This is a genomic window from Dactylosporangium aurantiacum, from assembly GCF_000716715.1.
GTDB classification, from domain to species: Bacteria; Actinomycetota; Actinomycetes; order Mycobacteriales; family Micromonosporaceae; genus Dactylosporangium; species Dactylosporangium aurantiacum.
The window spans coordinates 265,981-292,410 of sequence record NZ_JNYJ01000001.1 but is presented as its reverse complement, the minus strand read 5'-3'; the positions used below and the strand labels follow the sequence as shown (position 1 = coordinate 292,410).

Genomic DNA, 26,430 nt, shown 5'->3' with positions numbered 1-26,430 from the left:
GCTGCCATGATCGACGTCTACAACCCGGCGACCGAACAGGTCATCGGGGCCGTGCCCGAGACCGCCGACGTGGACCCGGCCGTCGCCGCCGCCCGGGCCGCGTTCGGGCCCTGGTCGGCGCTGCCGCGCGCGGCCCGCGCCGCGCACCTCGCCGCGCTGCGCGACCTGCTCGCCGCCCACGCCGACGAGCTCGCCGCGCTGATCACGGCCGAGATGGGCGCGCCCCTCACGGTGTCGCGCAAGGTCCAGGTCGGGCTGCCCATCGCGGTGCTGTCCTCGATGGTCGACCTGCTCGCCGGCGACGAGCCCGAGGAGCGCATCGGCAACAGCCTGGTCGTGCGCGACCCGGTCGGGGTGGTCGCGGCGATCACCCCGTGGAACTACCCGCTGCACCAGACCGTCGCGAAGCTCGCCCCGGCCCTCGCCGCCGGCAACACCGTCGTGCACAAGCCGAGCGAGGTCGCGCCGCTGTCGGCGCTGCGCCTGCACGAGCTGGTCCGCGAGGCCGGGCTGCCCGACGGCGTCTACAACCTCGTCACCGGCTACGGCGACCCGACCGGCGCCGCGCTCGCCGGGCACCCCGGGGTCGACCTGGTGTCGTTCACCGGGTCGACGGGCGCCGGCCGCACCGTGGCGGCCCTCGCCGCCAGGAACCTCACCCGGGTGTCGCTGGAGCTGGGCGGGAAGTCCGCGAACGTGGTCCTGCCCGACGCGGACCTGGCCGCCGCGGTGAAGGTCGGCGTCGGCAACTGCTTCCTCAACTCCGGCCAGACCTGCACCGCCTGGACCCGGCTGCTCGTGCACGAGTCGCAGCACGACGAGGCGGTCGGCCTCGCCGTCGCCGCCGCGTCCCGGTACACCGTCGGCGACCCCACCGACCCGGCGACCCGCCTCGGTCCGCTGGCGTCCGCGGCGCAGCGCGACCGGGTGCTGTCCTATGTGGAGCGCGGCCGCGCCGGCGGCGCGAAGGTGGCGAACGAGCCCGGGTCCGTGCCGGACGTCGGCTACTACGTCGCGCCGGTCGTCTTCGCCGACGTCGACCCCATGTCCGTGATCGCCCAGGAGGAGATCTTCGGCCCGGTGCTGTCCATCATCCGGTACCGCGACGAGGACGACGCCGTGCGCATCGCCAACGGCACCCCGTACGGCCTGGCCGGCAGCGTCTGGTCCGGCTCGCCCGAACGTGCGCTCGCGGTCGCCCGGCGGCTGCGCACCGGCCAGGTCGACGTCAACGGCGCGTCCTTCAACCCGCTCGCCCCCTTCGGCGGGATCGGCGACTCCGGCTACGGCCGGGAGCTCGGCGTGCACGGCTACGAGGAGTTCACGTCGGTGAAGGCGGTGCAGCTGTGACCCGCGCCCTGGTCCTGCGCGCCGTGGACGGCCCCGCCGCGGTGGAGGAGGTCGACCTCAACCCGGTCGGGCCGCACCAGGTGCGGGTGCGCATCGCCGCCGCCGGCGTCTGCCACTCCGACCTGTCGCTGGCCAACGGCACGCTGCGCCAGCCGTTCCCGGTCGTGCTCGGCCACGAGGGCGCCGGCGTCGTGGCCGAGGTCGGCGCGGAGGTGACCGGCCTGTCCGTCGGCGACCACGTGGTGCTCAACTGGTCGCCGCCGTGCCGGTCGTGCTGGTTCTGCGAGGCCGGCGAGCCGTACCTGTGCGCGCACGCCGACGACGCCCGCGGGGTGCCGTTCGCCCGCACCGCCGGCGGCGAGGACGTCTACGCGGGCCTCGGCACCGGCGCGTTCGCCACCGAGACCGTCATCGGCGCCAACGCCTGCATCCCGGTCCCCGCCGACATCCCCCTCGCGGAGGCGGCCCTGCTCGGCTGCGCCGTCCTCACCGGCGTCGGCGCGATCCTCAACTCGGCCCGGGTGCGCCCGGGCGAGTCCGTGGCGGTGATCGGCCTCGGCGGGGTCGGCCTCGCCGCCCTGCAGGGCGCCCGCATCGCCGGCGCCACCACGATCATCGCCGTCGACGCGGCACCGGCGAAGGCCGACCTGGCCCTGTCCCTGGGCGCGACCCACTTCCTCACGCCAGGGCCGTCCCTGGCAAAGGAGGTCCGCGCGCTGACCGCCGGCCGCGGCGCCGACCACGCCGTCGAGTGCGTCGGGCGGTCCGCGACGATCCGCGCCGCCTGGTCCGTCACCCGCCGCGGCGGGCGCGCCACCGTGCTCGGCCTCGGCGCGAGCAGCGACCAGGTCACGTTCAACGCCCTGGAGGTGGCGTACTTCGCCCGGACGCTGACCGGCTGCATGTACGGCAGCACCGACCCGGCCGTGGACGTGCCGGTGCTGCTGTCGCACTACCGGGCGGGCGCGCTGGACCTGGCCTCCCTCGTCACCGACCACGTCTCCCTGGCCGAGGTCGGCGACGCCTTCGACCGCATGCGCAACGGCGTCGGCGCCCGCACGCTCGTGCACTTCTGAGCGGCGGCGGGGCCCGCGCGGCTCAGCGCTGCGCGGGCTCGTCGTCGTGGGCGCTGTCGGCGGCGGTGGTAGCGGCGGCGGTGGCGGTGGTACGCAGGATGACGGCGGCGACCCCGGCCGGGTCGTCGCTCATCGGGACGTGGCCGCAGCCCTCCAGGGCCACGTGCGTCGCCCACGGCAGCCGCTCCCGGGCCACGTCGGCCTGCACCGGCAGGAAGATCCGGTCGCGGGAGCCCCAGGCGATCGTGACCGGCACGCCGTCTGGACGGCCGGTGTAGGTGTACGCGCGGCCGTGCCGGGCGACCGCCGAGAAGCCCTTGCCGCCGCGCAGCGCCAGGGTGTCGGCGAGGGCGCGTTCGGCGGTGAGCACGCCGGGGTCGCGCACCAGCCAGCCGAACGAGAACGCCTTGCCGAAGCCGGTGCGGTAGAAGGCCTTCAGCACCGGCGTCGGGGTGAACGCGCCGACGCGGTGCCCGCGCAGGATGCCCAACGCCCGGCGGACCTGGGCCGGGGTGCAGAAGCCGGCCGGCGACAGCGCGGTCACCGAGCGGGCGTGACCGGCCGCGGCGAGCTCCAGCGCGATGGCGCCGCCGAGGCTGTTGCCGGCGACGTGCGGCCGGTCCAGCCCCGTCTCGGCGAACCACCCGGCGAGCGCCTCGACGGCGCTCGGCATGCCGTGGTTCTGTGCCGGGGCCGGCGAGCGGCCGAAGCCCGGCAGGTCGATCGCGATCACGTCGTGGTGCTCGGCGAGCAGGTCGATGACGGGCTCCCAGGCGCGCCAGTGGTGGCCGATGCCGTGGATGAGCACGAGCGGCTCGCCGGCGCCCCGCCGGACGCTGTGGATGCTGCTGCCGGCCGAAGTCATGCCGTCACCTCGTATGCGTCGACGTCGAAGCGTTGCATGCGCTGGCGGAAGCGCCAGGTGGACCCGGGCCACAGGGTCGAGTTGCGGCCGGTCGCGTCGATGTACCAGCTGCTGCAGCCGCCGGTCGCCCACACCGTCGCGGCCATCCGGCGGTCCACGGCGGCCACGAACGCCCGCTGCGCCGCCTCGCGCGGCGCGACGCTGCGGGCGCCGGTGCGGCGCAGGTGCTCCAGCGCGCCGAGCACGTAGTCGAGCTGGGCCTCGATCATCAGGACCACCGAGTTGTGCCCGAGGCCGGTGTTCGGCCCCAGCAGCAGGAACAGGTTGGGGAAGCCGGCGACGGTGGTGCCGCGGTACGCCCGTGGGCTGCCCTGCCACACCTCGGCGAGGCTGCGCCCGTCCCGGCCGCGGATCCGCTCGGCGATCGGCAGGTCGGTGACGCGGAAGCCCGTACCGAAGACGATCGTGTCGGCCTCGTGCTCGACGCCGTCGCGGGTGACGATCCCGTGTGGACGGACCTCCGCGATCGCCTCGGTCACCACGTCGACGTTGTCCCGGGTGAGCGCCGGGTAGTAGGTGTCGGACTTGAGGACCCGCTTGCAGCCCATCGCGTAGGACGGGGTGAGCCGCGCGCGCAGCGCCGGGTCGGTGACGGCGGTGCGCAGGTGGCGCAGCGCGACCCGCTGCGCGAGCCGCATCACCCGCGGACGCAGGAAACCGATCACGGTGGACTCGATGCCCCAGTAGACGAGCGTGCGCATCAGCCGCTGCGCGCCGGGGACCCGCCGGTACACCGCGTGCTCCCAGCGGCGCAGGGGACGCTCGCGGCGCGGCATGACCCACGCGGCGGTGCGCTGGAAGAGGGTCAGCCGCCCGACGACCGGCTGGATCGCCGGCACGAACTGGATCGCCGACGCGCCGGTGCCGATCACGGCGACGCGCCGGCCGGTGAGGTCGAGGTCGTGGTTCCACCTGGAGGAGTGGAACGTCTCGCCGCGGAACGTCTCCAACCCTGGCAGCTTGGGGATCACCGGCTCGTTGAGCGGGCCGCCGGCGCTGATGAGCACGTCGGCGGTCCAGTCGCCGCGGGACGTCTCGATCCGCCAGTGCCCGGCCGCGCCGTCCCAGGACGCCTGCCGCACGTCGGTGCCGAACCGGATGGCGGGCCGCACCCCGAACCGGTCCGCGCACCGGCGCAGGTAGTCCCAGATCTCCGGCTGCGGCGAGTAGGTGCTGCTCCACGTGGGGTTCAGCGCGAAGGAGAACGAGTAGACGTGCGAGGGCACGTCGCAGGCGCAGCCCGGGTACGCGTTGTCCCGCCACGTCCCGCCGAGGTCCTCGGCCCGCTCGAAGACCACGACGTCGTCGTGCCCGCGCTGCCTGAGCCGGATCGCGGCGCCGAGCCCGCCGAACCCCGCCCCGATGATGGCGATCCGGGCATGCATGCGGCCTCCCTGGTACCGGCTGGTACCAGGGAGGCTACCATCGGGTAGCTTCCGGTGGAAGCTCTCTCGTCACAGGCCGAGCAGGCGGTCCAGGAAGTCGCGGTACCGGCGGACGGCCGCACGCAGCCGCTCCGTGTCGTCGCCGCCCTCGCCCTGCCAGGCGCTCAGCTGCGCCCGCTGGGACTCCAGCGCGCCGGTGACGGTCGCGACGGCCTCCGCGACGAGCTGGTCGGCCTCGCCGGCCACGGACCGCGGGTCGTCGATGAACCGCAGCTGCAGCTCGCGCCACCGCTCCCGCAGCCCGTCGGCGGCGCCGTCGGCCCAGATCGCCCCGACCGGGGCGGCCTCGACCGCGCCGGGCCGCAGCTCCTGCTGCCCGCCGGTCGCGTCGTGGTCGGTGTGCCCGTCGTGGTCGCCGGTGCCGGGCACGGGGACCGCGACCACGTCACCGGGGTCGAGATCCGTGCCGGCGTCGTGGGTCACGGCGTCGTCGTCGCGGGTGGTGTCGGCGTCGGTGTCGTCGGCGACGTCCGCGTCGGCGTCGTCGTGCGCGGCCACGGTGTGGCCCTCGTGGCCGGCGACGGTGTCGTGGCCGGCCACGAGGGTGTCGGTGGTCTCGTGGTCCTCGGGGAGGGAGCCGGCCCGCAGCTGGGTCGCGTGCTCGGCGGCCCAGGCCCGGTCCTCGGCGTCCTCGGCGGCCGCGGCGGCCACCTCGGCGCGCTCGTCGGCCCGGGTGTCCACCTGCTCGGCGGCCTGCTCGTCGGTCCATGCGGTGGTGCGCCCGTCCGACCACTCGGCGGTGTCCGTGCGCTCGTCGTCGAGCCGGGTGTCCGCCTGGTCGGCGGTCCACGCGCTGGTGCGCTCGTCGTCGTCGGTCCTGGCGTCCACGTCGGCGGGGACGAAGTCGGCGTCGCCGCGGGCCTCGGTCTCCTCGCGGGCCTCGGCCTCCTCGAACGTCTCGGCGTCCTCGCGGTCCTCGGCGTCCTCGCGGTCCTCGCGGTCCTCGGCGTCCTCGAGGGTTTCGGCGCGCTCCTCCTCCAGGGCCTCGTCGCGGTCGACGACCTCGACGTCGTCACGGTCGGCGACGCCGTCGTGGTCGCGGTCGGCGAGGGCGGAGCCCGACGCGTACGTGCCGGCCGGGTACGGCTCGTCCTGCGGGACGTCGCCGTCACGCAGGTCGGTGTCGTGGAGGTCGCCGGTGTCGTGGGGGTGAGCGGTGCCCACGGCGACGTCGGTGCGGTCGTCGTCGGCCGGGTCGCGGGGGGCGGGGACGTGGCCCTCGTTCACGGTGCCGCGGTGATCCTGCATCGGGGTGTCCTTTCCCGGCCCTACGACCGGCGGCTGGTGTCGTGGGCGACGTCTTCGGGGTCACGCTGCGCCGGCACGGCGGCGTCGTCGTCGGTGCGCGCGTCGGTACGCGCGTCGGCGTGGTGCTCGACGCGGTCCTCGGCGTGGTGCTCGGTGTGGTGCTCGGTGTGGTGCTCGGTGTGGGCTGCCGCGGCGCCGGGGGTGACGTCGGTGCCGAGGAGGTCGGAGAAGAGCGTGCGGTAGTGCACGACGGCCTGGCGCAGCTGCTCGGTGGTGGCCTCGCCACGGTCGCTGAGCAGGCTGATCTCGTGCGCGTCGCGGTAGTGGCCGAGGGTCCGGGCGTGCTCCACCGACAGGTGGGCGACCTGCTCCTCGTACTCGCCGCTCGGGTACCCGCGCTCCGCGACCAGGTCGGTGACCAGGGCGTCGGCGTCGCGGACGGCGGCCGTCGGGTCGTCCAGGAACCGGGCCTGGATCTCCTCCCACGCGGCGGTGTACCGCGCCCGGGCCTCGGGGGTGAGGTCGCGCAGCTCGAGCTCGGCGTGGCGCCGCTCCCGCTCGCGGAGCTCACGTTCGGCGGCGACGCGGCTGTCACCCTCGGCGACGGCCCGGTCGTACTCGGGGCCGAACCGGTGCTGCAGCGCCCGCCGCCGGGTGACGAACCAGATGCCGTAGCCGATCGCCGCGATCACCAGGAGCGCGACGATCGTGATGAGAACTTGGGTGGTTGTCATGGCGGTCCTCCTTCACAGGAGGTATGCCCGCATGACACGACGCGTCAAACGAGGCCCGTCACTACGGGCCGACGAGGTGCGTCAGGAAGTCGCGGTACCCGTGGACCGCCGCCCGCAGCTGCTCGGTGTCGTCCCGGCCGCTGGCCCGCCACGTGCTGAGCTGGTCCTTGCGGGCGTTCAGCGACGCGGTGACCCCGGCGAGGGCGTCGTCGACCAGCCGTTCGGCCTCGCCGGCGACGGTCTGCGGGTCGTCGACGAACCGCAGCTGCAGCTCCTGCCAGCGGGCGCGCACCTCGTACGCGTGCCCCTCCGACGTCAGCGGCGAGGACGCGGCGAAGTACGTCGAGCCGGGCGCCGGCACCGACGACATCGGCGCGGGCATCGCGGGTCCGGCGGCCGCACCGTACGCGGCGCCGTACGTGGCCGGTGCCGCCATGCCGGTGGGGTTCATCCCCGCGGCGGGCATGCCGTTGGCGGCCATCCCACCGGCTACCCCGCCGGCCATCCCGCCGGCCATCCCGCCGGGCATCCCGTTGGGGGCCATACCGTTCGGGGCCATCCCGTTGACCGGCATGCCGCCGGCCGCCATCCCGTTCGGGGACGCGCCGTTGGGGGCCATGCCGTTGGTCATGCCGCTGGTCATGCCGTTGGGGGTGGCCGGTGTCGGGGGACGGGGCGCGGGCGGGCCGGACGGGGTGGCCGCCTCCTCCTCGTCCTCCTCCTTGCCGCCGCGCAGCAGGATCCAGCCGCCGACGGCCAGGGCCAGCACGACCAGGCCGATCGTGATCGTCGTCGAGTTCATGGTGAACCCCCTACTCCCGGTGGACTTAGAGGCCGAGGATGCGGTCGAGGAACTCGCGGTAGTCGCGCAGGGAGGCGCGCAGGTTCTCGGTGTCGAGGCCGCGGGTGGCCCGCTGCTGGTGCAGCTGGGTGCGCCGCGAGTCGAGGGAGGCGGTCAGCGACGCGACCGCCTCCTGGACGAGCCGTTCGGCCTCCCCGGCGACCAGGTGCGGGTCGTCGAGGAACTTCGATTGCAGCTCCTGCCACCGGCCGCGGATGCGCTGCCGGTCCGTGTCGTTCCACAGTGACGCGATGTTCGCCGCGGACGTGCCGCCGGCGTTCGCCCGGTACGGCGCGGCGTTGATCGGCCCCGGGTTGCCCGGTGCGCTCATCGGCGCGGCACTGCTCTGCGCCGCGCTGTACTGCGGCCCGCTGTTCGGGGCCGCGCTGTGCTGAGCCGCGCCACCCTGCGTCGCGCTGTGCTGGGCCTCGCTGTTCTGCGTCGCGCTGTGCTGGGCCTCGCTGTTCTGCGTCGCGCTGTGCTGGGCCGCGCTGTTCTGGGCTCCGCCGGGCTGTGCGGACAACGGTGGCGCGGGCGCCGGCGGCTCGTCGTCAGGCTGCGTCGCCAGCTCCGGCACCGACTCGTCGGCTTCAGGTTGCATTGCGCGGTCCTACCCAGGTCCACGGAACGAAACCCGCCCCTGCGCCGCGGGTGCCAGGAACACGTCCCGGGTGAGCCGCGACCGGGGGATATCGGCGCCGGGGGCGCTGATGTCACCCGCGTTGCGGCACGGATCCACCCCGTGCGCCCGGTGCGGCGCGCCGGCGGCCCGGCGAGCGTCGCGGCGGACCCGAGGTCCGGGCGTCCGGCCGGCGGATCGACGCCACATGTCGGACATGTCGGGTGGTGAGCGGCGTCGATGCGTGACCCGCGCCACCCTTGAGGGGTTTCGCAAGCCGGCCGCAAGTGGCCGCCAAGTACCGACCGGCAGAGTGCTCACCATGACGAAGCGCATCTGGGCCGGACCGACCTTCACCACGACGACCACCACGGCGACGACCACGGTCACCGCCGGCGGCACCGCCGCCGTCTCAGGCTCGCACTTGGACCATGGCAAAAGCGCCGCTGGTGCGCCATGACGCGGGCAGCTTCGCCGCGGCGCCCGCGGCCAACCCGACGACCACGTCCGACTTCACCGTCCGCAGGGCCGCGACCGGCCCGGGAAAGTATCCGGTAGTGCTGAGAAACGACGTCTCCGCCGGCCAGCTGCGGTCCCCGACCAGCCGCCGGTAGTTGAGGTCCCCCTTGAGGATGGTGAGCCTCGCCGCGCCGAACCGGGCGGCGAGGCTCTCCGGCATCTGCGGGAACTCCAGCGGCGCGCAGTAGAACGCGTCGGTGACCAGCTCCAGGGTCCCGTCCCGCAGCGCCGCCGACAGCCGCCGCCCGATGGCGCTGTCGGCGGGGAAGCGCCGCAGCTCGTCGAGCACGTCGGCGGTCAGGGCGTCGGAGACGAAGTACGGCGCCGGCTTGACGTGCAGCTCGACCCGCGCGGCCCGGCCGGTCCGCAGCAGGAAGTCGATGAGCACCAGGTCGGGCAGCAGCTCCCGCCCGGCGTTGTCCGCCACCACGCACACCGTGCCGTTCCCGGCGCCGCGCCTGTCCAGGTGCTTCCACAGCAGGTCGGTGTCGTCGACGACCAGGTCGTCCACCCGCTCGTGGACCTCGCCGGCCTCCCGCTGCGCCAGCTGGAAGCCGAGGTCGGCGCGGTTGCCCCACAGCGACGCGGCGACCAGCGCCGAGGCCTGCTCCTCCTCGGGGAGGACCTGCAGCGCGTCGAGCGCGCGCAGCTCCTCCTCCCCCGGCACGTCGGCGGCCTTCTGCGGGCCGAACGGGTCGATCCCCCGCCACGGCCCCGGCTCGTGGTAGCCGGTCGCGTACAGCAGCCGCCGGTAGAAGTAGTTCTCCGCCCACAGGAACGGCACCTCGAACATCGACCGGCCGAAGTACGGCTCGCCCCACCGGTCCCAGTCCTCGCAGTCGTGCGCGTCGCGCGGCAGCGGGGTGACCGTCGGGTCCTGCAAGAGGGTTGCAAGGCTCCGGCGTACCGGCGCCGCGAACGGCACATCGGCGAGCACGCGGGCGACGATGGCCGGGTGACGGTCCCGCAGCACGGATGCGGGGAACGACGCCGGGTCGTCGCTGCGGATCGGCGGCGGCAGGACGGGCACGGGTGACTCAGCGGGCATGGTGGCAGTATCGCCCGTAGACTCGGCGCCATGGACGACACCGTGTTCTACGCGCTCATCGTGATCGGCGGCCTGCTGCTGATCGGGGTGCTGATCGCCGCGATCGTCCTGGCCACCCGGGTGTGGAAGACCGGCAAGTACCTGCAGGCGATGGGCGCCGGCGGCAAGTTCGCGTTCTGGGGCGCACTCATCTACACCATCTCCCCCGTCGACCTGCTGCCCGACCCGATCTACCTCGACGACGTCGGCGTCCTCGGCGCGGCCCTGATCTACCTGACCCGGTTGGCCACGAAGGCCCGCGAGCGCCAGCAGCAGGGCGGGTCGCTGCTGCCGCCGCAGCTGCAGCGCCGCCCGCAGCAGCGCGCCCGCTGAGCGGTTTCGCCCCAAACGACGCTTTGTGCGGCGCCCCGGCCGCGAGTCCTTGATCCGACCCCTGAGCATCCATATCGGTCGATACGCTGCCTCCCCCTTCCAAGGATGGAGGCAACCGTATGAGGCTCAGACGACTGGCGGGGCTCGTCGCCGTCGCGCTCGCCACGGTGCTCACCGGCGCCCTCGCCGCCGCCCGCCCGGCCGCCGCGCTGCTGCCCGACACGTTCGGCTTCGCGCTGTGGTCCGGCGGGGTGGTGTCGCAGCAGTGGCCCGCGGCGACCACCGTCAGCCCCGGCGTCCCCGGCCGGTGGGTGGTCAGGTTCCCGGGCATCGGCGTCCCCGGCGGCGTCGTGCACGTGACCGCCGTCCACGACGCCCTCGCCAACCCGCCCGGCCGCTGGTGCCAGGCCGACTCGTGGGGTGTCGTCGGTCCCGACGAGATCGTCAGGGTCAGCTGCTACCGCCCCGGCGGCATCCTCGACCCGCAGCCCGGCTTCTCCGTGCAGTTCGCCCGCAGCTCGGGCGTGTTCGCCGGGCAGCGCTTCGGGTACGTCGACGCCGCCCCCGCCGGCGGCACGATCACCCAGTACAACACGACCGGTGCCGCCAACACCGTCACCAACGTCGGCGCGGGCCTGTACTCCGTCGCGCTGCCCGGCCTCGGCACCGCCGGCCCGCAGGCCGGTGGCGTGCAGGTCACCGCCGCCAACCCCGCCGCCGGCGCCAGGTGCAAGGTCGCCAGCTGGCAGTCCTCCGCCAACGGCCAGTTCTTCCGGGTCTTCTGCTTCAACCCCGCCGGCGCCCTGGCCAACACCAGGTTCTCGCTCACCTGGCAGTACCAGCGTGCCCTGTACGGCGGTGCCGCCCCGCCGTACAAGTTCGGCTACCTGTGGAACACCCCGCCGCTCGGCCCGGCGCTGACGAACTTCAACTCCGGCGGCCCCGCCGGGGTCCTCGCCGGCGGGCCGCCCGTATGGACGGTGTCGTTCGCCGCGATCGGCTCCCCGCCCGGCAACGTCCAGGTCACCGCGTTCGGCACCACGCCGGACTTCTGCGGCCTGCACCAGCCGTGGACCCCGGGCGCCGGCGCGCTCGGCGCCCGGATCAACTGCTTCACCAACGCGGGCACCCCCGTCAACAGCGGTTTCACCGTGGAGTACTCGTCGCGGTTCTGAGCCGCTACACTCGCCGTATGCGTATCAGGCACGACTTCGCCGCGGCCGCGCGAGCTCACCGCTCGCCGGACGCTGCTGCCTGATCTTCTTCCCAGTTCAGCCGGCGACCGGAAACGGTCCGCCGGCTGTGCTGTGTGCGCGGTGGGGTCCGTCCTCCGGTCAGCGCGCCGGCCAGCTCTCCGGTCAGTTTTCGCCGGTCAGCGCCCCGGTCAGTTCTGAAAGGACCCCACGATGGAGACCACCACCCTCACCACCCGGCAGATCGTCGGCACGTTCCTCGACTTCTACCGCGAGCGCGGCCACCAGCTCGTCGGCGACGCGACCCTCGTCCCGCCGCCGGGCGACCCGGTGCTGTTCACCAGCGCGGGCATGCACCCGCTCACGCCGTACCTGGAGGGCCGGCCGCACCCGCTCGGCCGCCGCCTCACCGGCGTGCAGCGCTGCCTGCGCACCACCGACCTCGACGAGGTCGGCGACGACACGCACCTGACCCTGTTCCAGATGCTCGGCTCCTGGTCCCTCGGCGACTATCCCGGCGAGCAGAGCCTGCGCTGGGGCTACGAGCTGCTGCGCGACGGCTTCGGCGTCGACCCCGGGTCGCTGCACGTCACCGTGCACCACGGCGACCCCGGCTCCCTGGAGACCTGGCAGCGCCTCGGCGTGCCCGTCGAGACCCTCGGCGAGGACAACTGGTGGTCCAACGGCCCGACCGGCCCGTGCGGCCCCGACTCGGAGATCTTCATCTGGACCGGCGACGGCCCTCCCACCGGTACACCGTCCACCGACGACCGCTGGGTCGAGGTCTGGAACCACGTCATGATGCGCCACCGGCGCCACGACGACGGCTCCCTCACCGACCTCGACCGCCCGGGCGTCGACACCGGCATGGGCCTGGAGCGCATGGCGATGGTCCTGCAGGGCCGCTCCAGCGTGTTCGACATCGACCTGTTCGAGCCGTGGACGCGCACCGTGTCGTCGCTGTGGTCACCGTCGAAGCTGGTGTACGACCATCTCCGCGCGTCCGTCGTCGTCATCGGCGACGGCGTCCACCCGTCGAACACCGGCCGCGGCTACGTCCTGCGCCGCCTCATCCGCCGCACCCTGACCACCCTCTGGCGCGACGACCCGTCCCGCACCCTGCTCGACCTGCCCCCGGAGCCGATCGCGTCCACTGTGGAGCATCACGGCCTGCGCATCGACCCCCTGTACGTCCACGACGTCCTCGTGTACGAGGAGCGCCGCTTCGCGTCCCTGCTGCGCCGCGGCCGGCCACTGATCGAGCGGCTGCTGCTGCGCGGCCCGCTGACCGAGGACGACTACTGCTACCTGCACGACACCCACGGCATCCCGCGCGACCTGGTCGAGGAGGTGCTCACCACCACCTGACCCGGATCCGCTGCCGGCCGCCGTCGACCGATGGACGTCGAGGGCGGCCGGCCCGGCGACCGCAGGACCCGCACCCGGCACGTTGATGGTTCGCCGTGCCCGGAAACGAGGGCTCCGCAGCCCTGGGCGCCTGCGGTGCGGCGGCGGGTCCGAGCGCGTACCCCAGGGCCCTACCCGCGGCGAGCAGGCGCAGCGCGTCGGGCGGCGGTGACGGCGAGCGCGGGGGTCAGGGCACCCACGCCGGGGCCGGCGTTGCGCAGGGAACGGGCCGCGGCGAGCGGGGCGGCGGGCGGCGACGGGGCGGCGAGGGCGGCCACGAGCGCGGCGTGCGCCGGGGCCACACCTGGTTGCCGACGCCGAGCAGCAGCGACGCGGCGGCGCGCGGATTGACGGGACCCGCCAACCGGCGCCGCGTCGTGGCCGGGCGCTGGCACGATGAGGGGCGTGACGCTGACGATCGACATCACGGGCATGCCTGCGGAGCGGTGCGTGTTCGCCCCGTCACCGCACGCCGAGCTCACGTCGATGCTGCACGTCCTGGCCGAGCCGGCGCACCACCCGGCGGCGCAGGCGTGGGCGGCCGCGACCCTCGCCGGGCTGCAGCCGGCGCTCGCCGACCGGCTGCTGGAGGCCGAGTTCCTGGGGCGGTCCTCGCGCGCGCCGGCCTGCTCGCGGCGTTGCCGCGGTGACATCCTTGACGTCGAGGCAGTGGGGGTCATCAATTAACAGGAAACTTTACAATGGGTTTCGCTGGAGGACGCCGTGCACCGTCCCGCTCTGCTCGCCGCCGCGCTCGCCCTGGGCGCCGCCGGCGTCGGGGTCGCCTGGACCGTCGCGGCCGCGCCGGCCGTCGCGGCCGTGGTGAACCTGCAGGACGTGGTGCCCGCGCCCGCGTCCGTCCAGCCCGCCAGCGGCGTCACGTTCACCCTGACCGCGGGCACCGGCATCCAGAGCGAGTCGACCGACGTCGGCGACGCCCTCGCCGCCCTGCTGCGCCCCGCGACCGGCTACCCGCTGCCGGTGACCACCGGCGGCGGCACCCCGTCGAGCGGCATCGCGCTGCTGCTGTCCGGCGCCGACGACAGCGTCGGGACCGAGGGCTACCAGCTCGACGTCACCGCGTCGCTGCTCACCATCCGCGCGCAGACCCCGGCCGGGCTCTACCACGGCGTGCAGACCCTCCGGCAGCTGCTGCCCCCGACGATCGAGGCACGGACCGTGCAGCGCGGCCCCTGGACCGTCGCCGGCGGGCGGATCATCGACCGGCCGCGGTACGCGTACCGCGGCGCCATGCTCGACGTGTCCCGCCACTTCTTCGGCGTGGACACCGTCAAGCGGTACATCGACGAGATCGCCCAGTACAAGCTCAACGTCCTGCACCTGCACCTCAGCGACGACCAGGGCTGGCGCATCGCGGTCGACGCGTGGCCCCGCCTGGCCACCGTCGGCGGCAGCACCCAGGTCGGCGACGGCGCCGGCGGGTACTACACCAAGGCCCAGTACACCGACCTCGTCGCGTACGCCGCCGCCCGCCACATCACGATCGTCCCCGAGATCGACATGCCGGGTCACACGAACGCTGCGCTCACCTCCTACGCCGAGCTCAACTGCGACGGGGTCGCGCCCGCGCCGTACACCGGCACCGAGGTCGGCTTCAGCTCGCTGTGCGTGCACAAGGAGGTCACGTACACCTTCGTGCAGCAGGTCCTCGACGAGCTCGCCGCGCTGACCCCCGGCGCCTACCTGCACGTCGGCGGCGACGAGGCGCACTCGACCAGCGACACGGACTACCGCACCTTCATGAACCGTGTCCAGCCGTACGTCGGTGCCGCCGGCAAGACCGTCATGGGCTGGCACCAGATCGGCCAGGCCGACCACACCGCCGGCCGCGTCGCCCAGTTCTGGGGCACCGGCACCTCCGACGCCGACCTCGGCGCCGCCGTCGCCAAGGGCGACAAGATCCTGCTCTCCCCGGCGAACAAGACGTACCTCGACATGAAGTACACCGACGCCACCCCGCTCGGGCTCACTTGGGCCGGCCTGATCGAGGTGGAGACCGCGTACGGCTGGGACCCGGGCAGCTACCTGCCGGGCGTACCGGCCGCCGCGATCCTCGGCGTCGAGGCTCCACTGTGGAGCGAGACCCTGCGCACCCTCGCCGACATCGAGTTCATGGCGTTCCCGCGGATGCCCGCCCTGGCGGAGCTGGCGTGGTCGCCGCAGTCCGCGCGCGACTGGGACACGTTCAAGGTGCGGCTGGGGGCGCAGGGGCCGCGGTGGACGGTGCAGGGGATCAACTTCTACCGGTCGCCGCAGGTGCCGTGGGGGACGCCGCCGTCGGCTTCCGTCGTCCTCCATCCCACCGGCTGAGGCGCTGGTCAACGGCGGGTTCGAGACCGGGTCGCTCGCGCCGTGGACCGGCAGCCGCTGCTCGGTGGTGTCCTCGCCGGTCGGTACCGGCTCACCGGGTACGTCCCGGGCAGCCACGTCTCCATCGGCGCCACCGGTACCGGCGTCGACGCCAGCCCCTGGACGCCCGGCACCGGCAACGCGTACGCCCCGCTCACCGTCACCTTCACCACGGGCGCCGCCACCACCTCCGTGACGGTCTGCGTCCACGGCTGGTACGGCCAGCCCTCCTACTACGCCGACGACTTCACCTTCACCCTCGTGTGACCCGGCTTTTGTGTGGCCGCCGCCCGGCGGGGTAACAGCTCCGGTATGCGCACCGACGAGACATCACCGGTCCTGGGTATCCCGCCGGCCTCCCTCACCGACGAGGAACTGCTGCGCGAGCTGTCCAGCCTGCACGGCACCCGCCACGACACGTTCCGCCACGGCTCCGAGGACGCCCTGACGAACCACTCCAGGCGCACCGACGAGCTGGAACGCGAGTACCTGCGCCGCTTCCCCGACCGCGAGGTCGACCCGGCCCGGGTCCGCTGACCGCACGTCCACCTCGCTCCCCGCACCCCCCGAGGTGCGGGGAGCGGGGTGGATCGGGTAGAGTGCACAAACGTCACGGGCGATTGGCGCAGCGGGAGCGCGCTTCGTTCACACCGAAGAGGTCACTGGTTCGATCCCAGTATCGCCCACGACGACTGACGGCCCCTGCTCAACGGCGGGGGCCGTTTTCGCGTGTGTCGCGTGGTGTCGTCCGCGCAGGCTTCGCCTGCTCCAGGCGGGGGTTCCCACCCCGCACCCCCCATGCTGCGCTGCGCTGCGCATGCGAGTCGATCCGCCGTCTGATGCGCCACGGCTCGCGCGTCGGTGGCTGGGCCCGGTGTCGCGTTCGGCTGACGCCTCCGCTGCTGTCCCGGAATCCGTGGAGACGTCGGCATGTGTCTCGTCGCATGTGCGTGGTGGCGGTCGGCCATGACGCGGGAGCTGCATCGCCGGCGGTGGTCCCGGCGAGCTCCATGTGCGGGTGGATCGTCTGCAGCTGCGAGCCTCGGGCAGCCGGTCGTCGTTGTCCGGGGGTGTGCCGCAACGCCTCGCACGGCAGCAGCGCACCGGGCAGGCCGCGCAACGGCTCCGCCCAGGGTGCATCCCGCCGGTGAAGCGGCCAGGTCCGCAGACGCCGCGGGGACGGGCCGGCCGCCTGGAAGAGATGTGGCCCGGCGCCGGGGAGGCGCCGGGCCCGTGAGCGTCAGGACGGGTCGTAGGCGAGGTTCGGGCGCAGCCAGCGTTCGATCTCGGCGACCGGCAGGCCGCGCCGGGTGGCGTAGTCCTCGACCTGGTCGCGGTTGATGCGGCCGACCGTGAAGTAGCGCGAGTCGGGGTGGGCGAAGATGAGGCCGCTGACCGCGGCCGCCGGGGTCATCGCGAACGACTCGGTGAGGGCCAGGCCCAGCTTGTCGGCCTCGAGGAGGTCGAACAGGGCCTGCTTCAGGGAGTGGTCGGGGCTGGCCGGGTAGCCGAGGGCGGGCCGGATGCCGCGGAAGCGTTCCGCGTGCAGGTCCTCCAGGGCCGGGGTGGCGCCGGGCTCGAACCAGGCGCGGCGGGCCTCGAGGTGGATGTACTCGGCGAACGCCTCGGCGAGGCGGTCGGCGAGGGCCTTGACGAGGATGGCGCGGTAGTCGTCGTTGTCGGCCTCGTACCGGGCCGCGAGTTCCTCGGCGCCATGGATGGCGACGGCGAAGCCGCCCAGGTGGTCGGGGAAGGCGGCGGCGTCGCCGGCCGGGGCGATGTAGTCGGCGAGGCAGCGGTTGGAGCGGCCGTCGGGCTTCTCGGTCTGCTGGCGCAGCATCGGGAACGTGACCCGGGAACCGCCCGCCGGCACGTCCAGGACGATGTCGTCGCCGGCGGCGGCGGCGGGCCAGAAGCCGTAGGCGCCGCGGGCGGTGAGCGACCCCTTGGCGATGATCTCGTCGAGCAGGGCGTTGCCCTCGGCGAACAGCTCGGCGGCGACCGGCTGGTCCAGGATCGCCGGGTACTTGCCCTTCAGCTCCCAGGCGAGGAAGAAGAACTGCCAGTCGATCATGTCGCGGAGCGTCTGCAGGGGCGGTTCGACGATCCGTACACCGGTGAAATCGGGCGTGGGGAGGTCGGCGAACGACACGTCGGAGGCGTTGGCGCGGGCCTCGGCGAGGGTGAGCAGCGCGGTGTGCCGGCGCTCGGCGTGCTGGCGGCGCAGGCGCTCCTGCTCGTCGCGGTTGTCGGCGGTGAGCTGCTCGACCCGCGCGGGGTCCAGCAGGCCGGCGACCACGCCGACGACCCGGGAGGCGTCCTGCACGTGGACGGTGATGCCGTCGTACGCGGGAGCCACTCGCACCGCCGTGTGCTGCCGGGACGTGGTGGCGCCGCCGATGAGCAGGGGCAGCTTCAGGCCGCGGCGCTGCATCTCGGTGGCGACGGCGACCATCTCGTCCAGCGACGGGGTGATGAGGCCGGACAGGCCGATCGCGTCGGCGCCCTCGGCGACCGCGGTGTCGAGGATCTTCGCCGCGGGGACCATGACGCCGAGGTCGATGACCTCGTAGTTGTTGCAGCCGAGCACGACGCCGACGATGTTCTTGCCGATGTCGTGGACGTCGCCCTTGACGGTGGCCATGACGACCTTGCCCTGGCCGCTGCGGCCGGCGGCCTCGCCGGTGTCGGCGCGGCCCTCCTGGCGGGCGGCCTCGCGCGCGGCCTCCTTCTCGGCCTCCATGAAGGGCTCGAGGTAGGCGACGGAGCGCTTCATGACGCGGGCGCTCTTGACGACCTGCGGCAGGAACATCTTGCCGGAGCCGAAGAGGTCGCCGACGACCTTCATGCCGTCCATGAGCGGGCCCTCGATCACCTCCAGGGGACGCGCCGCCTGCTGGCGCGCCTCCTCGGTGTCCTCCTCGATGAAGTCGACGATGCCGTGCACGAGGGCGTGCGACAGCCGCTCGTTGACCGGGGCCTCGCGCCACGACAGGTCCACGACCCGCTGGGTGCCGCTGCCGCTGATCGTGCCGGCGAACGTGACGAGCCGGTCGGTGGCGTCCTCGCGCCGGTCGAACAGCACGTCCTCGACGAGCTCGAGCAGGTCGGCGGGGATGTCGGCGTACACGGCGAGCTGCCCGGCGTTCACGATGCCCATGTCGAGGCCGGCCCGCACGGCGTGCAGCAGGAACGCGGAGTGCATGGCCTCGCGCACCACGTCGTTGCCGCGGAAGGAGAACGACAGGTTCGAGATGCCGCCGCTGGTACGGGCGCCCGGGCACCGCTGCTTGATCAGCGGCAGCGCGTCGATGAACGCCTTGGCGTAGCCGTTGTGCTCGGCGATGCCGGTGGCCACGGCCAGGACGTTGGGGTCGAAGATGATGTCCTCGGGGGCGAATCCGGCGCGGTGCACGAGCAGGTCGTACGCCCGGCCGCAGATCTCGACCTTGCGCTCGGTCGTGTCGGCCTGGCCGATCTCGTCGAAGGCCATGACGACGACGCCGGCGCCGTAGGAGCGGATGATCCTGGCCTGCTCCAGGAAGGGCTCCTCGCCCTCCTTGAGGCTGATCGAGTTGACGACACCCTTGCCCTGGACGCACTTGAGGCCGGCCTCGAGCACGCTCCAGCGAGAGCTGTCGATCATGATCGGGATGCGGGCGACCTCGGGCTCGGTGGCGATGAGGTTGAGGAACGTGGTCATCGCCTGCTCGCTGTCGAGCAGGTCGGCGTCCATGTTGACGTCGAGCAGGTTGGCGCCGCCGCGGACCTGCTCGAGGGCGACGTCGACCGCGCCCTGGTGGTCGCCGGACTCGATGAGCCGGCGGAAGCGCTTGGAGCCGGTGACGTTGGTCCGCTCGCCGATCATGACGAAGCCGGTGTCGGGGCCGATCTCGAACGGCTCGAGGCCGCTGAACCGGGTCGCCGGGGCCGGCGTGGGGACCTGCCGGGGCGCCATGCCCCGGACCTCCTCGGCGATGCGGCCGATGTGCGCGGGGGTGGTGCCGCAGCAGCCGCCGACGACGTTGACGAGGTGGTCGGCCACGAAGCCCTTGAGCAGGCCGCTGGTCTCCGCGGGGGTCTGGTCGTAGCCGCCGAAGGCGTTGGGCAGGCCGGCGTTGGGGTGGGCCGCGACGTACGTGCCGGCGAGGCGGGCCAGGTCGGCGACGTGCGGACGCATCTCGGCCGCGCCGAGGGAGCAGTTGACGCCGACGATGAGCGGGTGGGCGTGCTCGACGGAGCGCCAGAACGCCTCGACGGTCTGCCCGGACAGTGTCCGGCCGCTCAGGTCGACGATGGTGACCGAGATCCACAGCGGCAGCTGCGGGGCGACCTCGCGGGCCGCGGCGATGGCGGCCTTCACGTTGAGCGTGTCGAAGATCGTCTCGATGAGCAGCAGGTCGACGCCGCCCTCGGCGAGGGCGCTGATCTGCTCGGCGTACGCGGCGCGGACCGTGTCGAACGTCACCGCGCGGTACGACGGGTCGTCGACCCGCGGCGACAGCGACAGGGTGACGTTGAGCGGGCCGACGGAACCGGCGACGAACCGGGGGCGCTCAGGGGTGGAGGCCTCGTCGGCGGCCTGCCGTGCCAGCCGCGCGCCCTGCACGTTCATGTCGCGGACGAGGTGCTCCAGGCCGTAGTCGGCCTGGGCGATGCTGGTGGCGGTGAACGTGTTGGTGGTGGTGATGTCGGCGCCGGCGGCCAGGTACTGCCGGTGGACGTCGAGGATCACGTCCGGACGGGTAATGTTGAGCAGGTCCGGGTTGCCGGTCACGTCCTGGGCGTGGTCCGCCGGGATCAGGTCCGCGCGGTAGTCGGCAGGGGTGAGCCCGGCCGCCTGGAGCATGGTCCCCCATGCGCCGTCGAGCACGACGACCCGCTCGTCGAGCAGCTCGCGCAGATCAGCGATCGCCGTTGTCCTCGCCATGGATCCACCTTCCGTGGGTGAGACGGAAGGCGCCCTTGCAGACAGTGAAACCAGGTCGAGCGTGGCGGATCGCCGATGATCCGTTGCAGCGCCTCTCGCCCTGAGCCGTTGATTCTAGTACTGGATTCTAGCCTGTTACCGTGGTTGGCCGTCACTCAGTCGAGAGGTCCCGTCATGAGCGCGCAAAGTTCCGAATCGATCGCGGCCAATGCTGCCCTCGACGTGGTTCGGGCCGTCGAGCCGCGGATCGCGGACGCCATCGCCGCCGAGCTGACCGCCCAGCGTGAGTCGCTCAAGCTCATCGCCAGCGAGAACTACGCCTCCCCCGCCACGCTGCTGGCGATGGGCAACTGGCTCAGCGACAAGTACGCCGAGGGCACCGTCGGGCGCCGCTTCTACGCCGGGTGCCAGCAGGTGGACACCGTGGAGTCCATCGCGGCCGAGCACGCGCGCGAATTGTTCGGCGCGTCACACGCTTATGTTCAACCACATTCTGGGATCGACGCCAATCTGGTGGCCTTCTGGGCCGTCCTGGCGCAGCGCGTCGAGGCCCCGTTCCTGAAGCAGGCGGGCGTCCGGCAGGTCAACGACCTCACCGAGAGCGACTGGGCGAAGCTCCGCCACGACTTCGGCGACCAGCGGATGCTGGGCATGTCCCTGGACGCCGGCGGGCACCTCACGCACGGCTTCCGGCCGAACATCTCCGGCAAGATGTTCCACCAGCGCAGCTACGGCACGAACCCGGCGACGGGCCTGCTGGACTACGACGCGCTGCGCGAGACCGCCCGCGAGTTCCGCCCGATGATCATCGTCGGTGGCTACTCGGCGTACCCGCGGAAGGTGAACTTCGCGACGCTGCGCGAGATCGCCGACGAGGTCGGCGCCACCCTCATGGTCGACATGGCGCATTTCGCCGGGCTCGTCGCCGGCAAGGTCTTCACCGGCGACTTCGACCCGGTGCCGCACGCGCACATCGTCACCACCACGACCCACAAGACGCTGCGCGGCCCGCGCGGCGGCATGGTCCTGTGCCAGGCGGAGCTCGCCGACCAGGTCGACCGGGGCTGCCCGATGGTGCTCGGCGGCCCGCTGCCGCACGTCATGGCCGCCAAGGCGGTCGCGCTCGCCGAGGCCCGCACCGCGTCGTTCCGCGACTACGCCCAGCGGGTCGTGGACAACGCCGCCGCACTCGCCGACGGGCTGCTGCGCCGCGGCGTGCACCTCGTCACCGGCGGCACCGAGAACCACCTGGTGCTCATCGACGCGTCCCGGCTCAACGGCGCGCCGACCGGGCTCACCGGCCGGCAGGCGGAGGCGGCGCTGCTGGACGCCGGCATCGTCACCAACCGCAACGCGATCCCCCAGGACCCCAACGGTGCCTGGTACACCTCCGGCGTGCGCGTCGGCACCCCGGCGCTGACCACCCGCGGCCTCGGCGTCGCCGAGATGGACACCATCGCGGAGCTGATCGCCACCGTGCTGACCACGACCCGGCCCGCCGCGGACTCCAAGGCGAAGTACACCCTCGACGCGTCGGTCGCGGCGAAGGTGTCGGGGCAGGCGGCCGAGCTGCTCGCCGGCTTCCCGCTGTACCCGGAGATCACGCTGCGCTGAACGACCCGGGACCCGGCGCCGCCGACGCGGCGCCGGGTCCGCGGCGTCACGCCGGCGCGGCCGCCCGCAGCTCCGCGTGCACGTCGTAGGAGTGGATCCAGCTGACCATGTCGGGCAGGTTGGCCAGGCGCTCGTTGCGGGCCTGCGCCTCCGGCCCGTCCGGGACCTGGAAGCACTTCGCGTTGCCGCGCGAGCCGAGCTGCAGCTGGCGGGCCCGCGGCTTGCGGACCGTCTCGTACGCGGCGAGGGCGTCGGCGACCGTCAGGTCCGGCTGGCCCAGGAAGTGCGCGAGCACCGCCACGTCCTCGACGGCCTGGTTGCTGCCCTGGCCCGCGTGCGGCAGCATCGGGTGCGCCGCGTCGCCGAGCAGCGTGACCCGCCCGGTGCTCCACTGCCGCAGCGGCTCCCGGTCGAACAGCGCCCACCGGCCGGTGTCCTCGACCGCGCCGAGCATGGCGAGCACCGTGTCGTTGAAGCCCTCGAACGCGGCGACCGCCTGGCTCGCGTCGCCCTTCGCCGACCACGACTCGTCGGTCCACGCGGCGTCCCGCGTGTACGCCACGAAGTTGATCAGCTCGCCGCAGCGTACCGGATAGACGACCAGGTGGCTGACGGGGCCGAGGAAGAACGTCAGGCCCATCCGGTCGCCGCCCGGGACCCGGTCGACCGGGACGAGCCCGCGGAAGCAGCTCATGCCGGCGAATACGGCCTCGTCGGGGCCGGCGACGTGCTGGCGGACCGTCGAGCGGACCCCGTCGGCGCCGATGAGCACGTCGGCGTGGGCGGTGCTGCCGTCGGCGAACGTGACGTCGACGCGAGCGGGCGTCTCGTCGATCGCGACGCAGCGCCGGCCGAGCCGCACCTCGCCGCCGCCGGCGCGGAACGCGTCGAGGAGCACCTGCTGCAGGTCGGCGCGGTGCAGGCCGAGGAACGGCGCGCCGAAGCGGTCCGTGTACCAGTCGCCCATCGGGTGCTCGTAGAACAGCTCGCCGGTGCGCCACTCGTGGAACTGGATGCGGTGCAGGTCGGAGCCGACCTCCCGCAGCGCCGGGCCGAGCCCGAGCCGGTCCATCAGCCGGGTGCCGTTCGCGCCGAGCGACACCCCGGCGCCGATCGCGCCGAACGTGGTCGCCTGGTCGTACACCTCGACCTCGTGCCCGGCCGCCCGCAACGCGATCGCCGCGGTGAGACCACCGATGCCGGCTCCGATGACTACGACGCGTGAAGTCATGACACCTTCTTGACTCGAGTCCCTGGCGAAACAGCTCCCTGCCGAACAGCGACGGGAGCCTATCACCGAAAATCCACAGTGGATGATGTGCGTCGCGGCACCCGGGCGCGACCACGGACCGTCACGCCGCGTCCGGGTAGCCTTGCCCGGTGCGGACGGCGGCGGAACTGATCATGGCGGTGCTCGACGGCGGCGTCGGCTACGAACGCGGCCTCGACACGCTGACCGTCACCCCCGCCGCCGAGGTCGACCCGGCACTGTTCAAGACCCTGCAGGCGGCCTGCGCGCGGCTGTTCGAGCGCGGCTGGCAACCCGGCGAGCTGCACCGGGTCGTCGGGCGGCGCGGCGGCGTGCCACACACCCAGCTCGTCACGGACGCGGTCGCGGCGCACCTGCGCGGCTTCCCGCCGGCGGCGGTCGACCCGCGCTGGCGCGCCCAGGCCGACGCGCTCGGCGCGACCGTGTGGTGGGCGGCCGACGGCGGCTACGTCGACGGGCTCGCCGCCCGGTGGCGGGTCGACCGGGTCGAGGTCCTCGACACGGTGCTGGTGCTGCTCGGCATCCTGCGGACCCTGCCGCCGATCGAGGTGCTGGTCCCGCCGCCCGGGACCGCCGGTGCCGCTGCTGCTGCCGGTGCCGGTGGTGCCGCCGGGGCCGGTGGTGCCGCCGGGGCCGGTGGGGCCGGTGGGGCCGGTGGGGCGCCGCGGGTGGACGTGCGGCTGCTGGACCGGGTGCGGGCGCTGCTGGCGAAGGCGGAGTCGACGACGTACCCGGCCGAGGCGGAGACGTACACCGCGAAGGCGCAGGAGCTGATCGCCCGGCACAGCATCGACGAGGCGCTGCTGGTGGCGCGGGGCGCGGCGGCGGCCGTGGTGCCGTTCGCCCGGCGGATCGGTGTCGACCACCCGTACGAGCACGAGAAGGCCGCCCTCCTCGACGCGGTCGCCGACGCGAACCGGTGCTACGCGGTGTGGTCGCCGGAGCTGGGGTTCGCGACCGTGTTCGGGTTCGACAGCGACATCGACGCCGTCGACCTGCTGCACACGTCGCTGCTGGTACAGGCGAACCGGGCCATGTCGGCGGCCGAGCCCTCCGGCGGGCAGGCCGGCGGCAAGGCGGGCCGGGCCAGGCTGAAGACGTTCCGGCAGTCGTTCCTGGTCGGGTTCGCGGTCCGCATCGGCGAGCGGCTCGCCCAGGCGAGCGAGGCCGCCGTCACCGACGCCGCCCGGCCCGCACCGGGCGCGCCGGCCGACCTGCTGCCGGTGCTCGCCGCCCGGGACGCGCAGGTCCGCGAGACGATGCACCGGATCTTCCCGCGGACCGTCCGCGGCCGCGGCACCCGCGTCGACAGCGACGAGGGCTGGGACTCCGGCCGCGCCGCCGCCGACCGCGCCGCCCTGCACCGGGGCTGACGGCGCACCGGGCGGCGGCGGTGCCCGGGCAGCGGCCGCCGCCGGATCCGCTAGCGGCGCAGCAGGATCGCCACCGCGGCGGCGATCCAGTTCCAGGCGACGGCCACGCCGAGGAACAGGGTGAGCGCGCCCGCCTCGCCGCCGGTCATCGCCCAGCCGAGACCGACCGCGAACAGCGCCCCGGCGACCCGGCCCGTCACCGCCCAGCCCGTGCGGCCCTCGGCGCCGAACCGGGCCGCGAGGACGAAGCACAGCGCGATCATCGAGAAGAACGACAGGCTGCCGCCGACGTTGTGCAGGATCATGTGGCCGCTCATCGTGGTCAGCGGGGTGTCAGGGGTACCGACCGGGAACCCGTCGCTGGCGTCCATCTCGAACACCGACGCCACCAGCAGCCCCACCCCGATGAACAGGAACAGCAGCGGCCCCCACGTGCGGCCCCGGCCGCCGCGCAGCAGCCGGCGGGCCCCGGCGGCACCGGCGACGCTGAGCAGCCCGGTCACCACGAAGCTCGTGGTCTGCACCCAGCCGGGGCCGCCGAGCGCGAGCATGCTGACGGGGTGGCGGGTGATGTCGTACCCGTCGCGGACCGCCGCCTGCGCGACGGCGGCCACGGTGAACAGCGGCGCGGCGAGGACCCCGGCCCCGGCGAGCAGTCCCGCACCGGCACGCGGCGCGGCGGTCCGGATCTCTGGGGCGGTGGTGTCAATCATGATCGGACCCTTCCGGTGAGCGTCGGGAGCGCCACGGTGTCGTGCGCTCACTGACGCGTCGAACGGCCCGCCACGGTTTCGACAGCGCTCCGCGGAAGTTTCCGCCGCGGTTCCGGCTGAACCGGCACGGCGCCGGGCGCGTGGACCAGGCATGCGGATCCTCTTCACCGCGTGCCCGATGTTCGGACACGTCAACCCGATGCTGCCGCTGGTCGACGCGGCCCGCGACGCCGGCCACGACGTGGTGGTCGCGACCGGCGCCGACGTCGTGGCGCACCTGCGGGACCGGGGCGTCGCCACGTGGACCGTCGGGCCGACGCACCGCGAGGCCGGCGGCGGCCCCGGCGCGAACTGGCTCGCGTACTTCGCCGGCTCCGCCCGCGCCCGAGCCGCCGACCTCGTCCCGCGCGCCGCGGACTGGAAGCCCGACCTCGTCGTCTCCGAGGACACCGAGCTCGCCGGCCCGGTCGCCGCCGCCGTCACCGGCGCCCGCCAGGTCGTGCACGGCATCGGCATCATGCCGCCGATCCAGCTGTGGGGCGCGCTCGGCCCGGCTCTCGACGAGCTGTTCGCGCTGTACGGCACCGCCGCCGACCACCGCGCCGCCACCTACCTGGAGCTGTGCCCGCCCAGCCTGCGCCGCCCACCGGCCGGGCCGGCCACCGCGCCCGTCCCGCCGGCGGCCGCACCAGGGGTTCCCGGCTCGACGGGGGCGGCGGGGGCGAACGGCTCGGCGGGGGCAGTGGGAGTGAACGGCTCGACGGAGGCGGCCGGGGCTGAGCGGATCTGGGCGGCCGCGGTGCCGCTGCGGCCCGTCCCCGGTGCCCCGGCCCCGGGCGAGCGGCTGCCGAGCGCCCTCGACGCGCTGCCGTTCGAGCACACCGTGCACGTCACCCTCGGCACCGTCTTCCACGACAACCGCAACGTGCTGCACACCGCGATCGCCGCCCTGTCGGCGCTGCCGGTGAACGTGGTCGCCACCGTCGGCCCCGCCGTCGACCCGACCGGCTTCGGCCGGCAGCCGGCGCACGTGGTGCTCGCCCCGTACCTGCCGCACACGCTCCTGCTGCCCCGCTGCACCGCGGTCGTCTCCCAGGGCGGCGCGGGGATCATGCTCGGCGCGTTCGCCCACGGCCTGCCGCACCTGGTCCTGCCCCAGGGCGGCGACCAGTTCATGAACGCCGAAGCGGTCGAGCTGGCCGGCGCCGGCCTGGCCCTGCACCCGGCCGAGGTGACCGGGTCAGCGGTCGCCGAGCGGGTCACCCGCCTCCTGCACGAGCCCCCGTTCCGCACCGCCGCCGCGTCGGTGCGCGCCGAGCTCGCCGCCATGCCCGACGCCCCCACGGTGCTGCGCACGCTCACCGGCTGAACCAGCTGACCGCT

At 73.9% G+C, this 26,430-nt stretch carries 23 protein-coding genes, 1 tRNA gene and 1 riboswitch; of the genes, 13 read left to right on the top strand and 11 right to left on the bottom strand.

The features are described 5' to 3' along the window. Positions 1-6 precede the first annotated feature (6 nt). The gene (locus OP18_RS01335; protein WP_052386054.1) at positions 7-1,350 is read left to right on the top strand and encodes an aldehyde dehydrogenase family protein; all 1,344 of its coding nucleotides are present in this window, start codon (positions 7-9) and stop codon (positions 1,348-1,350) included. Next, a complete protein-coding gene (locus OP18_RS01330) occupies positions 1,347-2,426 on the top strand; it encodes a Zn-dependent alcohol dehydrogenase (RefSeq protein WP_033356747.1) in 1,080 nt (359 codons plus the stop codon). Before OP18_RS01335 ends, OP18_RS01330 begins: the two co-directional genes overlap by 4 nt. Positions 2,427-2,448: 22 nt before the next feature. On the opposite strand, the gene OP18_RS01325 is transcribed toward OP18_RS01330, so the two are convergent. From OP18_RS01325 to OP18_RS01295, 7 genes are all read right to left on the bottom strand, one after another. After that, on the bottom strand, positions 2,449-3,291 hold the full coding sequence (locus tag OP18_RS01325; RefSeq protein ID WP_063745398.1) for an alpha/beta fold hydrolase: 843 nt from the start codon (positions 3,289-3,291) through the stop codon (positions 2,449-2,451). Beyond that, a complete protein-coding gene (locus OP18_RS01320) occupies positions 3,288-4,736 on the bottom strand; it encodes a flavin-containing monooxygenase (RefSeq protein WP_033356746.1) in 1,449 nt (482 codons plus the stop codon). The genes OP18_RS01325 and OP18_RS01320 overlap by 4 nt, the downstream gene beginning before the upstream one ends. A 69-nt stretch (positions 4,737-4,805) precedes the next feature. After that, positions 4,806-6,044 carry a hypothetical protein gene (locus tag OP18_RS51920; RefSeq protein ID WP_052386053.1) on the bottom strand — a complete coding sequence of 413 codons (1,239 nt, stop codon included), beginning with the start codon at positions 6,042-6,044 and terminating at the stop codon, positions 4,806-4,808. Positions 6,045-6,064: 20 nt separating this feature from the next. After that, a complete protein-coding gene (locus OP18_RS01310) occupies positions 6,065-6,778 on the bottom strand; it encodes a hypothetical protein (protein WP_052386052.1) in 714 nt (237 codons plus the stop codon). A 61-nt stretch (positions 6,779-6,839) separates the two neighbouring features. After that, positions 6,840-7,580 (bottom strand): hypothetical protein, encoded by a 741-nt coding sequence (locus tag OP18_RS51915; RefSeq protein ID WP_052386051.1) that lies wholly within the window; start codon positions 7,578-7,580, stop codon positions 6,840-6,842. Positions 7,581-7,605: 25 nt separating this feature from the next. Beyond that, entirely contained in the window at positions 7,606-8,220 is a 615-nt protein-coding gene (locus OP18_RS51910; RefSeq protein ID WP_052386050.1) for a hypothetical protein, read from the bottom strand. Positions 8,221-8,650: 430 nt separating this feature from the next. Further along, on the bottom strand, positions 8,651-9,805 hold the full coding sequence (locus OP18_RS01295; RefSeq protein ID WP_156089223.1) for a damage-control phosphatase ARMT1 family protein: 1,155 nt from the start codon (positions 9,803-9,805) through the stop codon (positions 8,651-8,653). A 30-nt stretch (positions 9,806-9,835) separates the two neighbouring features. Between OP18_RS01295 and OP18_RS01290 the strand changes: the two genes are divergently transcribed. The 3 genes from OP18_RS01290 (at position 9,836) to OP18_RS01280 (ending at position 12,738) form a co-directional block, all read left to right on the top strand. Continuing rightward, entirely contained in the window at positions 9,836-10,177 is a 342-nt protein-coding gene (locus tag OP18_RS01290) for a YkvA family protein (RefSeq protein WP_033356744.1), read from the top strand. A 119-nt stretch (positions 10,178-10,296) separates the two neighbouring features. Next, complete coding sequence (locus OP18_RS01285) at positions 10,297-11,352, top strand: hypothetical protein (protein WP_033356743.1); 1,056 nt, start codon at positions 10,297-10,299, stop codon at positions 11,350-11,352. A gap of 231 nt (positions 11,353-11,583) precedes the next feature. Further along, positions 11,584-12,738, top strand: coding sequence for an alanine--tRNA ligase-related protein (locus tag OP18_RS01280; RefSeq protein WP_033356742.1), 1,155 nt, complete (start codon positions 11,584-11,586; stop codon positions 12,736-12,738). Between the two features lie 170 nt (positions 12,739-12,908). On the opposite strand, the gene OP18_RS56730 is transcribed toward OP18_RS01280, so the two are convergent. Beyond that, positions 12,909-13,079 (bottom strand): hypothetical protein, encoded by a 171-nt coding sequence (locus OP18_RS56730; protein ID WP_156089222.1) that lies wholly within the window; start codon positions 13,077-13,079, stop codon positions 12,909-12,911. Positions 13,080-13,182: 103 nt separating this feature from the next. Between OP18_RS56730 and OP18_RS01275 the strand changes: the two genes are divergently transcribed. The 5 genes from OP18_RS01275 to OP18_RS01255 all read left to right on the top strand — a co-directional run bounded on the left by OP18_RS01275 (position 13,183) and on the right by OP18_RS01255 (position 15,833). Continuing rightward, positions 13,183-13,464: a DUF5937 family protein gene (locus tag OP18_RS01275; protein WP_033356741.1), complete on the top strand. Its 282-nt coding sequence runs from the start codon at positions 13,183-13,185 to the stop codon at positions 13,462-13,464. 36 nt (positions 13,465-13,500) lie between these two features. Next, positions 13,501-15,108 carry a beta-N-acetylhexosaminidase gene (locus OP18_RS01270; RefSeq protein WP_279327117.1) on the top strand — a complete coding sequence of 536 codons (1,608 nt, stop codon included), beginning with the start codon at positions 13,501-13,503 and terminating at the stop codon, positions 15,106-15,108. Positions 15,109-15,150: 42 nt separating this feature from the next. Next, the gene (locus OP18_RS61710) at positions 15,151-15,414 is read left to right on the top strand and encodes a hypothetical protein (protein WP_033356740.1); all 264 of its coding nucleotides are present in this window, start codon (positions 15,151-15,153) and stop codon (positions 15,412-15,414) included. 45 nt (positions 15,415-15,459) lie between these two features. Further along, positions 15,460-15,684 (top strand): DUF6158 family protein, encoded by a 225-nt coding sequence (locus tag OP18_RS01260; protein ID WP_033356986.1) that lies wholly within the window; start codon positions 15,460-15,462, stop codon positions 15,682-15,684. A gap of 77 nt (positions 15,685-15,761) precedes the next feature. Next, positions 15,762-15,833 (top strand) — tRNA-Val (locus OP18_RS01255). A 554-nt stretch (positions 15,834-16,387) separates the two neighbouring features. Here OP18_RS01255 and metH read toward each other — a convergent pair. After that, the gene (metH, locus tag OP18_RS01250; RefSeq protein WP_033356739.1) at positions 16,388-20,077 is read right to left on the bottom strand and encodes a methionine synthase; all 3,690 of its coding nucleotides are present in this window, start codon (positions 20,075-20,077) and stop codon (positions 16,388-16,390) included. Positions 20,078-20,097: 20 nt separating this feature from the next. Beyond that, a riboswitch (S-adenosyl-L-homocysteine riboswitch) is annotated at positions 20,098-20,180 on the bottom strand. Positions 20,181-20,251: 71 nt separating this feature from the next. Here metH and OP18_RS01245 point away from each other — a divergent pair. Further along, positions 20,252-21,691, top strand: coding sequence for a glycine hydroxymethyltransferase (locus OP18_RS01245; RefSeq protein WP_033356738.1), 1,440 nt, complete (start codon positions 20,252-20,254; stop codon positions 21,689-21,691). Between the two features lie 46 nt (positions 21,692-21,737). On the opposite strand, the gene OP18_RS01240 is transcribed toward OP18_RS01245, so the two are convergent. After that, complete coding sequence (locus OP18_RS01240; RefSeq protein ID WP_033356737.1) at positions 21,738-22,922, bottom strand: FAD-dependent monooxygenase; 1,185 nt, start codon at positions 22,920-22,922, stop codon at positions 21,738-21,740. Positions 22,923-23,071: 149 nt separating this feature from the next. Between OP18_RS01240 and OP18_RS01235 the strand changes: the two genes are divergently transcribed. Further along, positions 23,072-24,334, top strand: coding sequence for a DUF2786 domain-containing protein (locus tag OP18_RS01235; RefSeq protein WP_245635214.1), 1,263 nt, complete (start codon positions 23,072-23,074; stop codon positions 24,332-24,334). A gap of 50 nt (positions 24,335-24,384) precedes the next feature. Here the strand turns inward: OP18_RS01235 and OP18_RS01230 are convergent, their stop codons facing one another. Next, positions 24,385-25,047 carry a DUF998 domain-containing protein gene (locus OP18_RS01230; protein ID WP_033356736.1) on the bottom strand — a complete coding sequence of 221 codons (663 nt, stop codon included), beginning with the start codon at positions 25,045-25,047 and terminating at the stop codon, positions 24,385-24,387. A 151-nt stretch (positions 25,048-25,198) separates the two neighbouring features. Here OP18_RS01230 and OP18_RS51905 point away from each other — a divergent pair, with 151 nt between their 5' ends. Beyond that, positions 25,199-26,416: a glycosyltransferase gene (locus tag OP18_RS51905; protein WP_052386049.1), complete on the top strand. Its 1,218-nt coding sequence runs from the start codon at positions 25,199-25,201 to the stop codon at positions 26,414-26,416. Positions 26,417-26,430 lie beyond the last annotated feature (14 nt).

Bases quoted from the DNA above. Each gene is read 5' to 3' on its own strand.
- OP18_RS01230 (WP_033356736.1), bottom strand. From the start codon at position 25,047: ATGATTGACACCACCGCCCCAGAGATCCGGACCGCCGCGCCGCGTGCC.
- OP18_RS01260 (WP_033356986.1), top strand. From the start codon at position 15,460: ATGCGCACCGACGAGACATCACCGGTCCTGGGTATCCCGCCGGCCTCC.
- OP18_RS51910 (WP_052386050.1), bottom strand. From the start codon at position 8,220: ATGCAACCTGAAGCCGACGAGTCGGTGCCGGAGCTGGCGACGCAGCCT.
- OP18_RS01335 (WP_052386054.1), top strand. From the start codon at position 7: ATGATCGACGTCTACAACCCGGCGACCGAACAGGTCATCGGGGCCGTG.
- OP18_RS01280 (WP_033356742.1), top strand. From the start codon at position 11,584: ATGGAGACCACCACCCTCACCACCCGGCAGATCGTCGGCACGTTCCTC.
- OP18_RS01245 (WP_033356738.1), top strand. From the start codon at position 20,252: ATGAGCGCGCAAAGTTCCGAATCGATCGCGGCCAATGCTGCCCTCGAC.
- OP18_RS01290 (WP_033356744.1), top strand. From the start codon at position 9,836: ATGGACGACACCGTGTTCTACGCGCTCATCGTGATCGGCGGCCTGCTG.
- metH (WP_033356739.1), bottom strand. From the start codon at position 20,077: ATGGCGAGGACAACGGCGATCGCTGATCTGCGCGAGCTGCTCGACGAG.
- OP18_RS51905 (WP_052386049.1), top strand. From the start codon at position 25,199: ATGCGGATCCTCTTCACCGCGTGCCCGATGTTCGGACACGTCAACCCG.
- OP18_RS01295 (WP_156089223.1), bottom strand. From the start codon at position 9,805: ATGCCCGCTGAGTCACCCGTGCCCGTCCTGCCGCCGCCGATCCGCAGC.
- OP18_RS01240 (WP_033356737.1), bottom strand. From the start codon at position 22,922: ATGACTTCACGCGTCGTAGTCATCGGAGCCGGCATCGGTGGTCTCACC.
- OP18_RS01325 (WP_063745398.1), bottom strand. From the start codon at position 3,291: ATGACTTCGGCCGGCAGCAGCATCCACAGCGTCCGGCGGGGCGCCGGC.
- OP18_RS01285 (WP_033356743.1), top strand. From the start codon at position 10,297: ATGAGGCTCAGACGACTGGCGGGGCTCGTCGCCGTCGCGCTCGCCACG.
- OP18_RS51920 (WP_052386053.1), bottom strand. From the start codon at position 6,044: ATGCAGGATCACCGCGGCACCGTGAACGAGGGCCACGTCCCCGCCCCC.
- OP18_RS01310 (WP_052386052.1), bottom strand. From the start codon at position 6,778: ATGACAACCACCCAAGTTCTCATCACGATCGTCGCGCTCCTGGTGATC.
- OP18_RS01320 (WP_033356746.1), bottom strand. From the start codon at position 4,736: ATGCATGCCCGGATCGCCATCATCGGGGCGGGGTTCGGCGGGCTCGGC.
- OP18_RS51915 (WP_052386051.1), bottom strand. From the start codon at position 7,580: ATGAACTCGACGACGATCACGATCGGCCTGGTCGTGCTGGCCCTGGCC.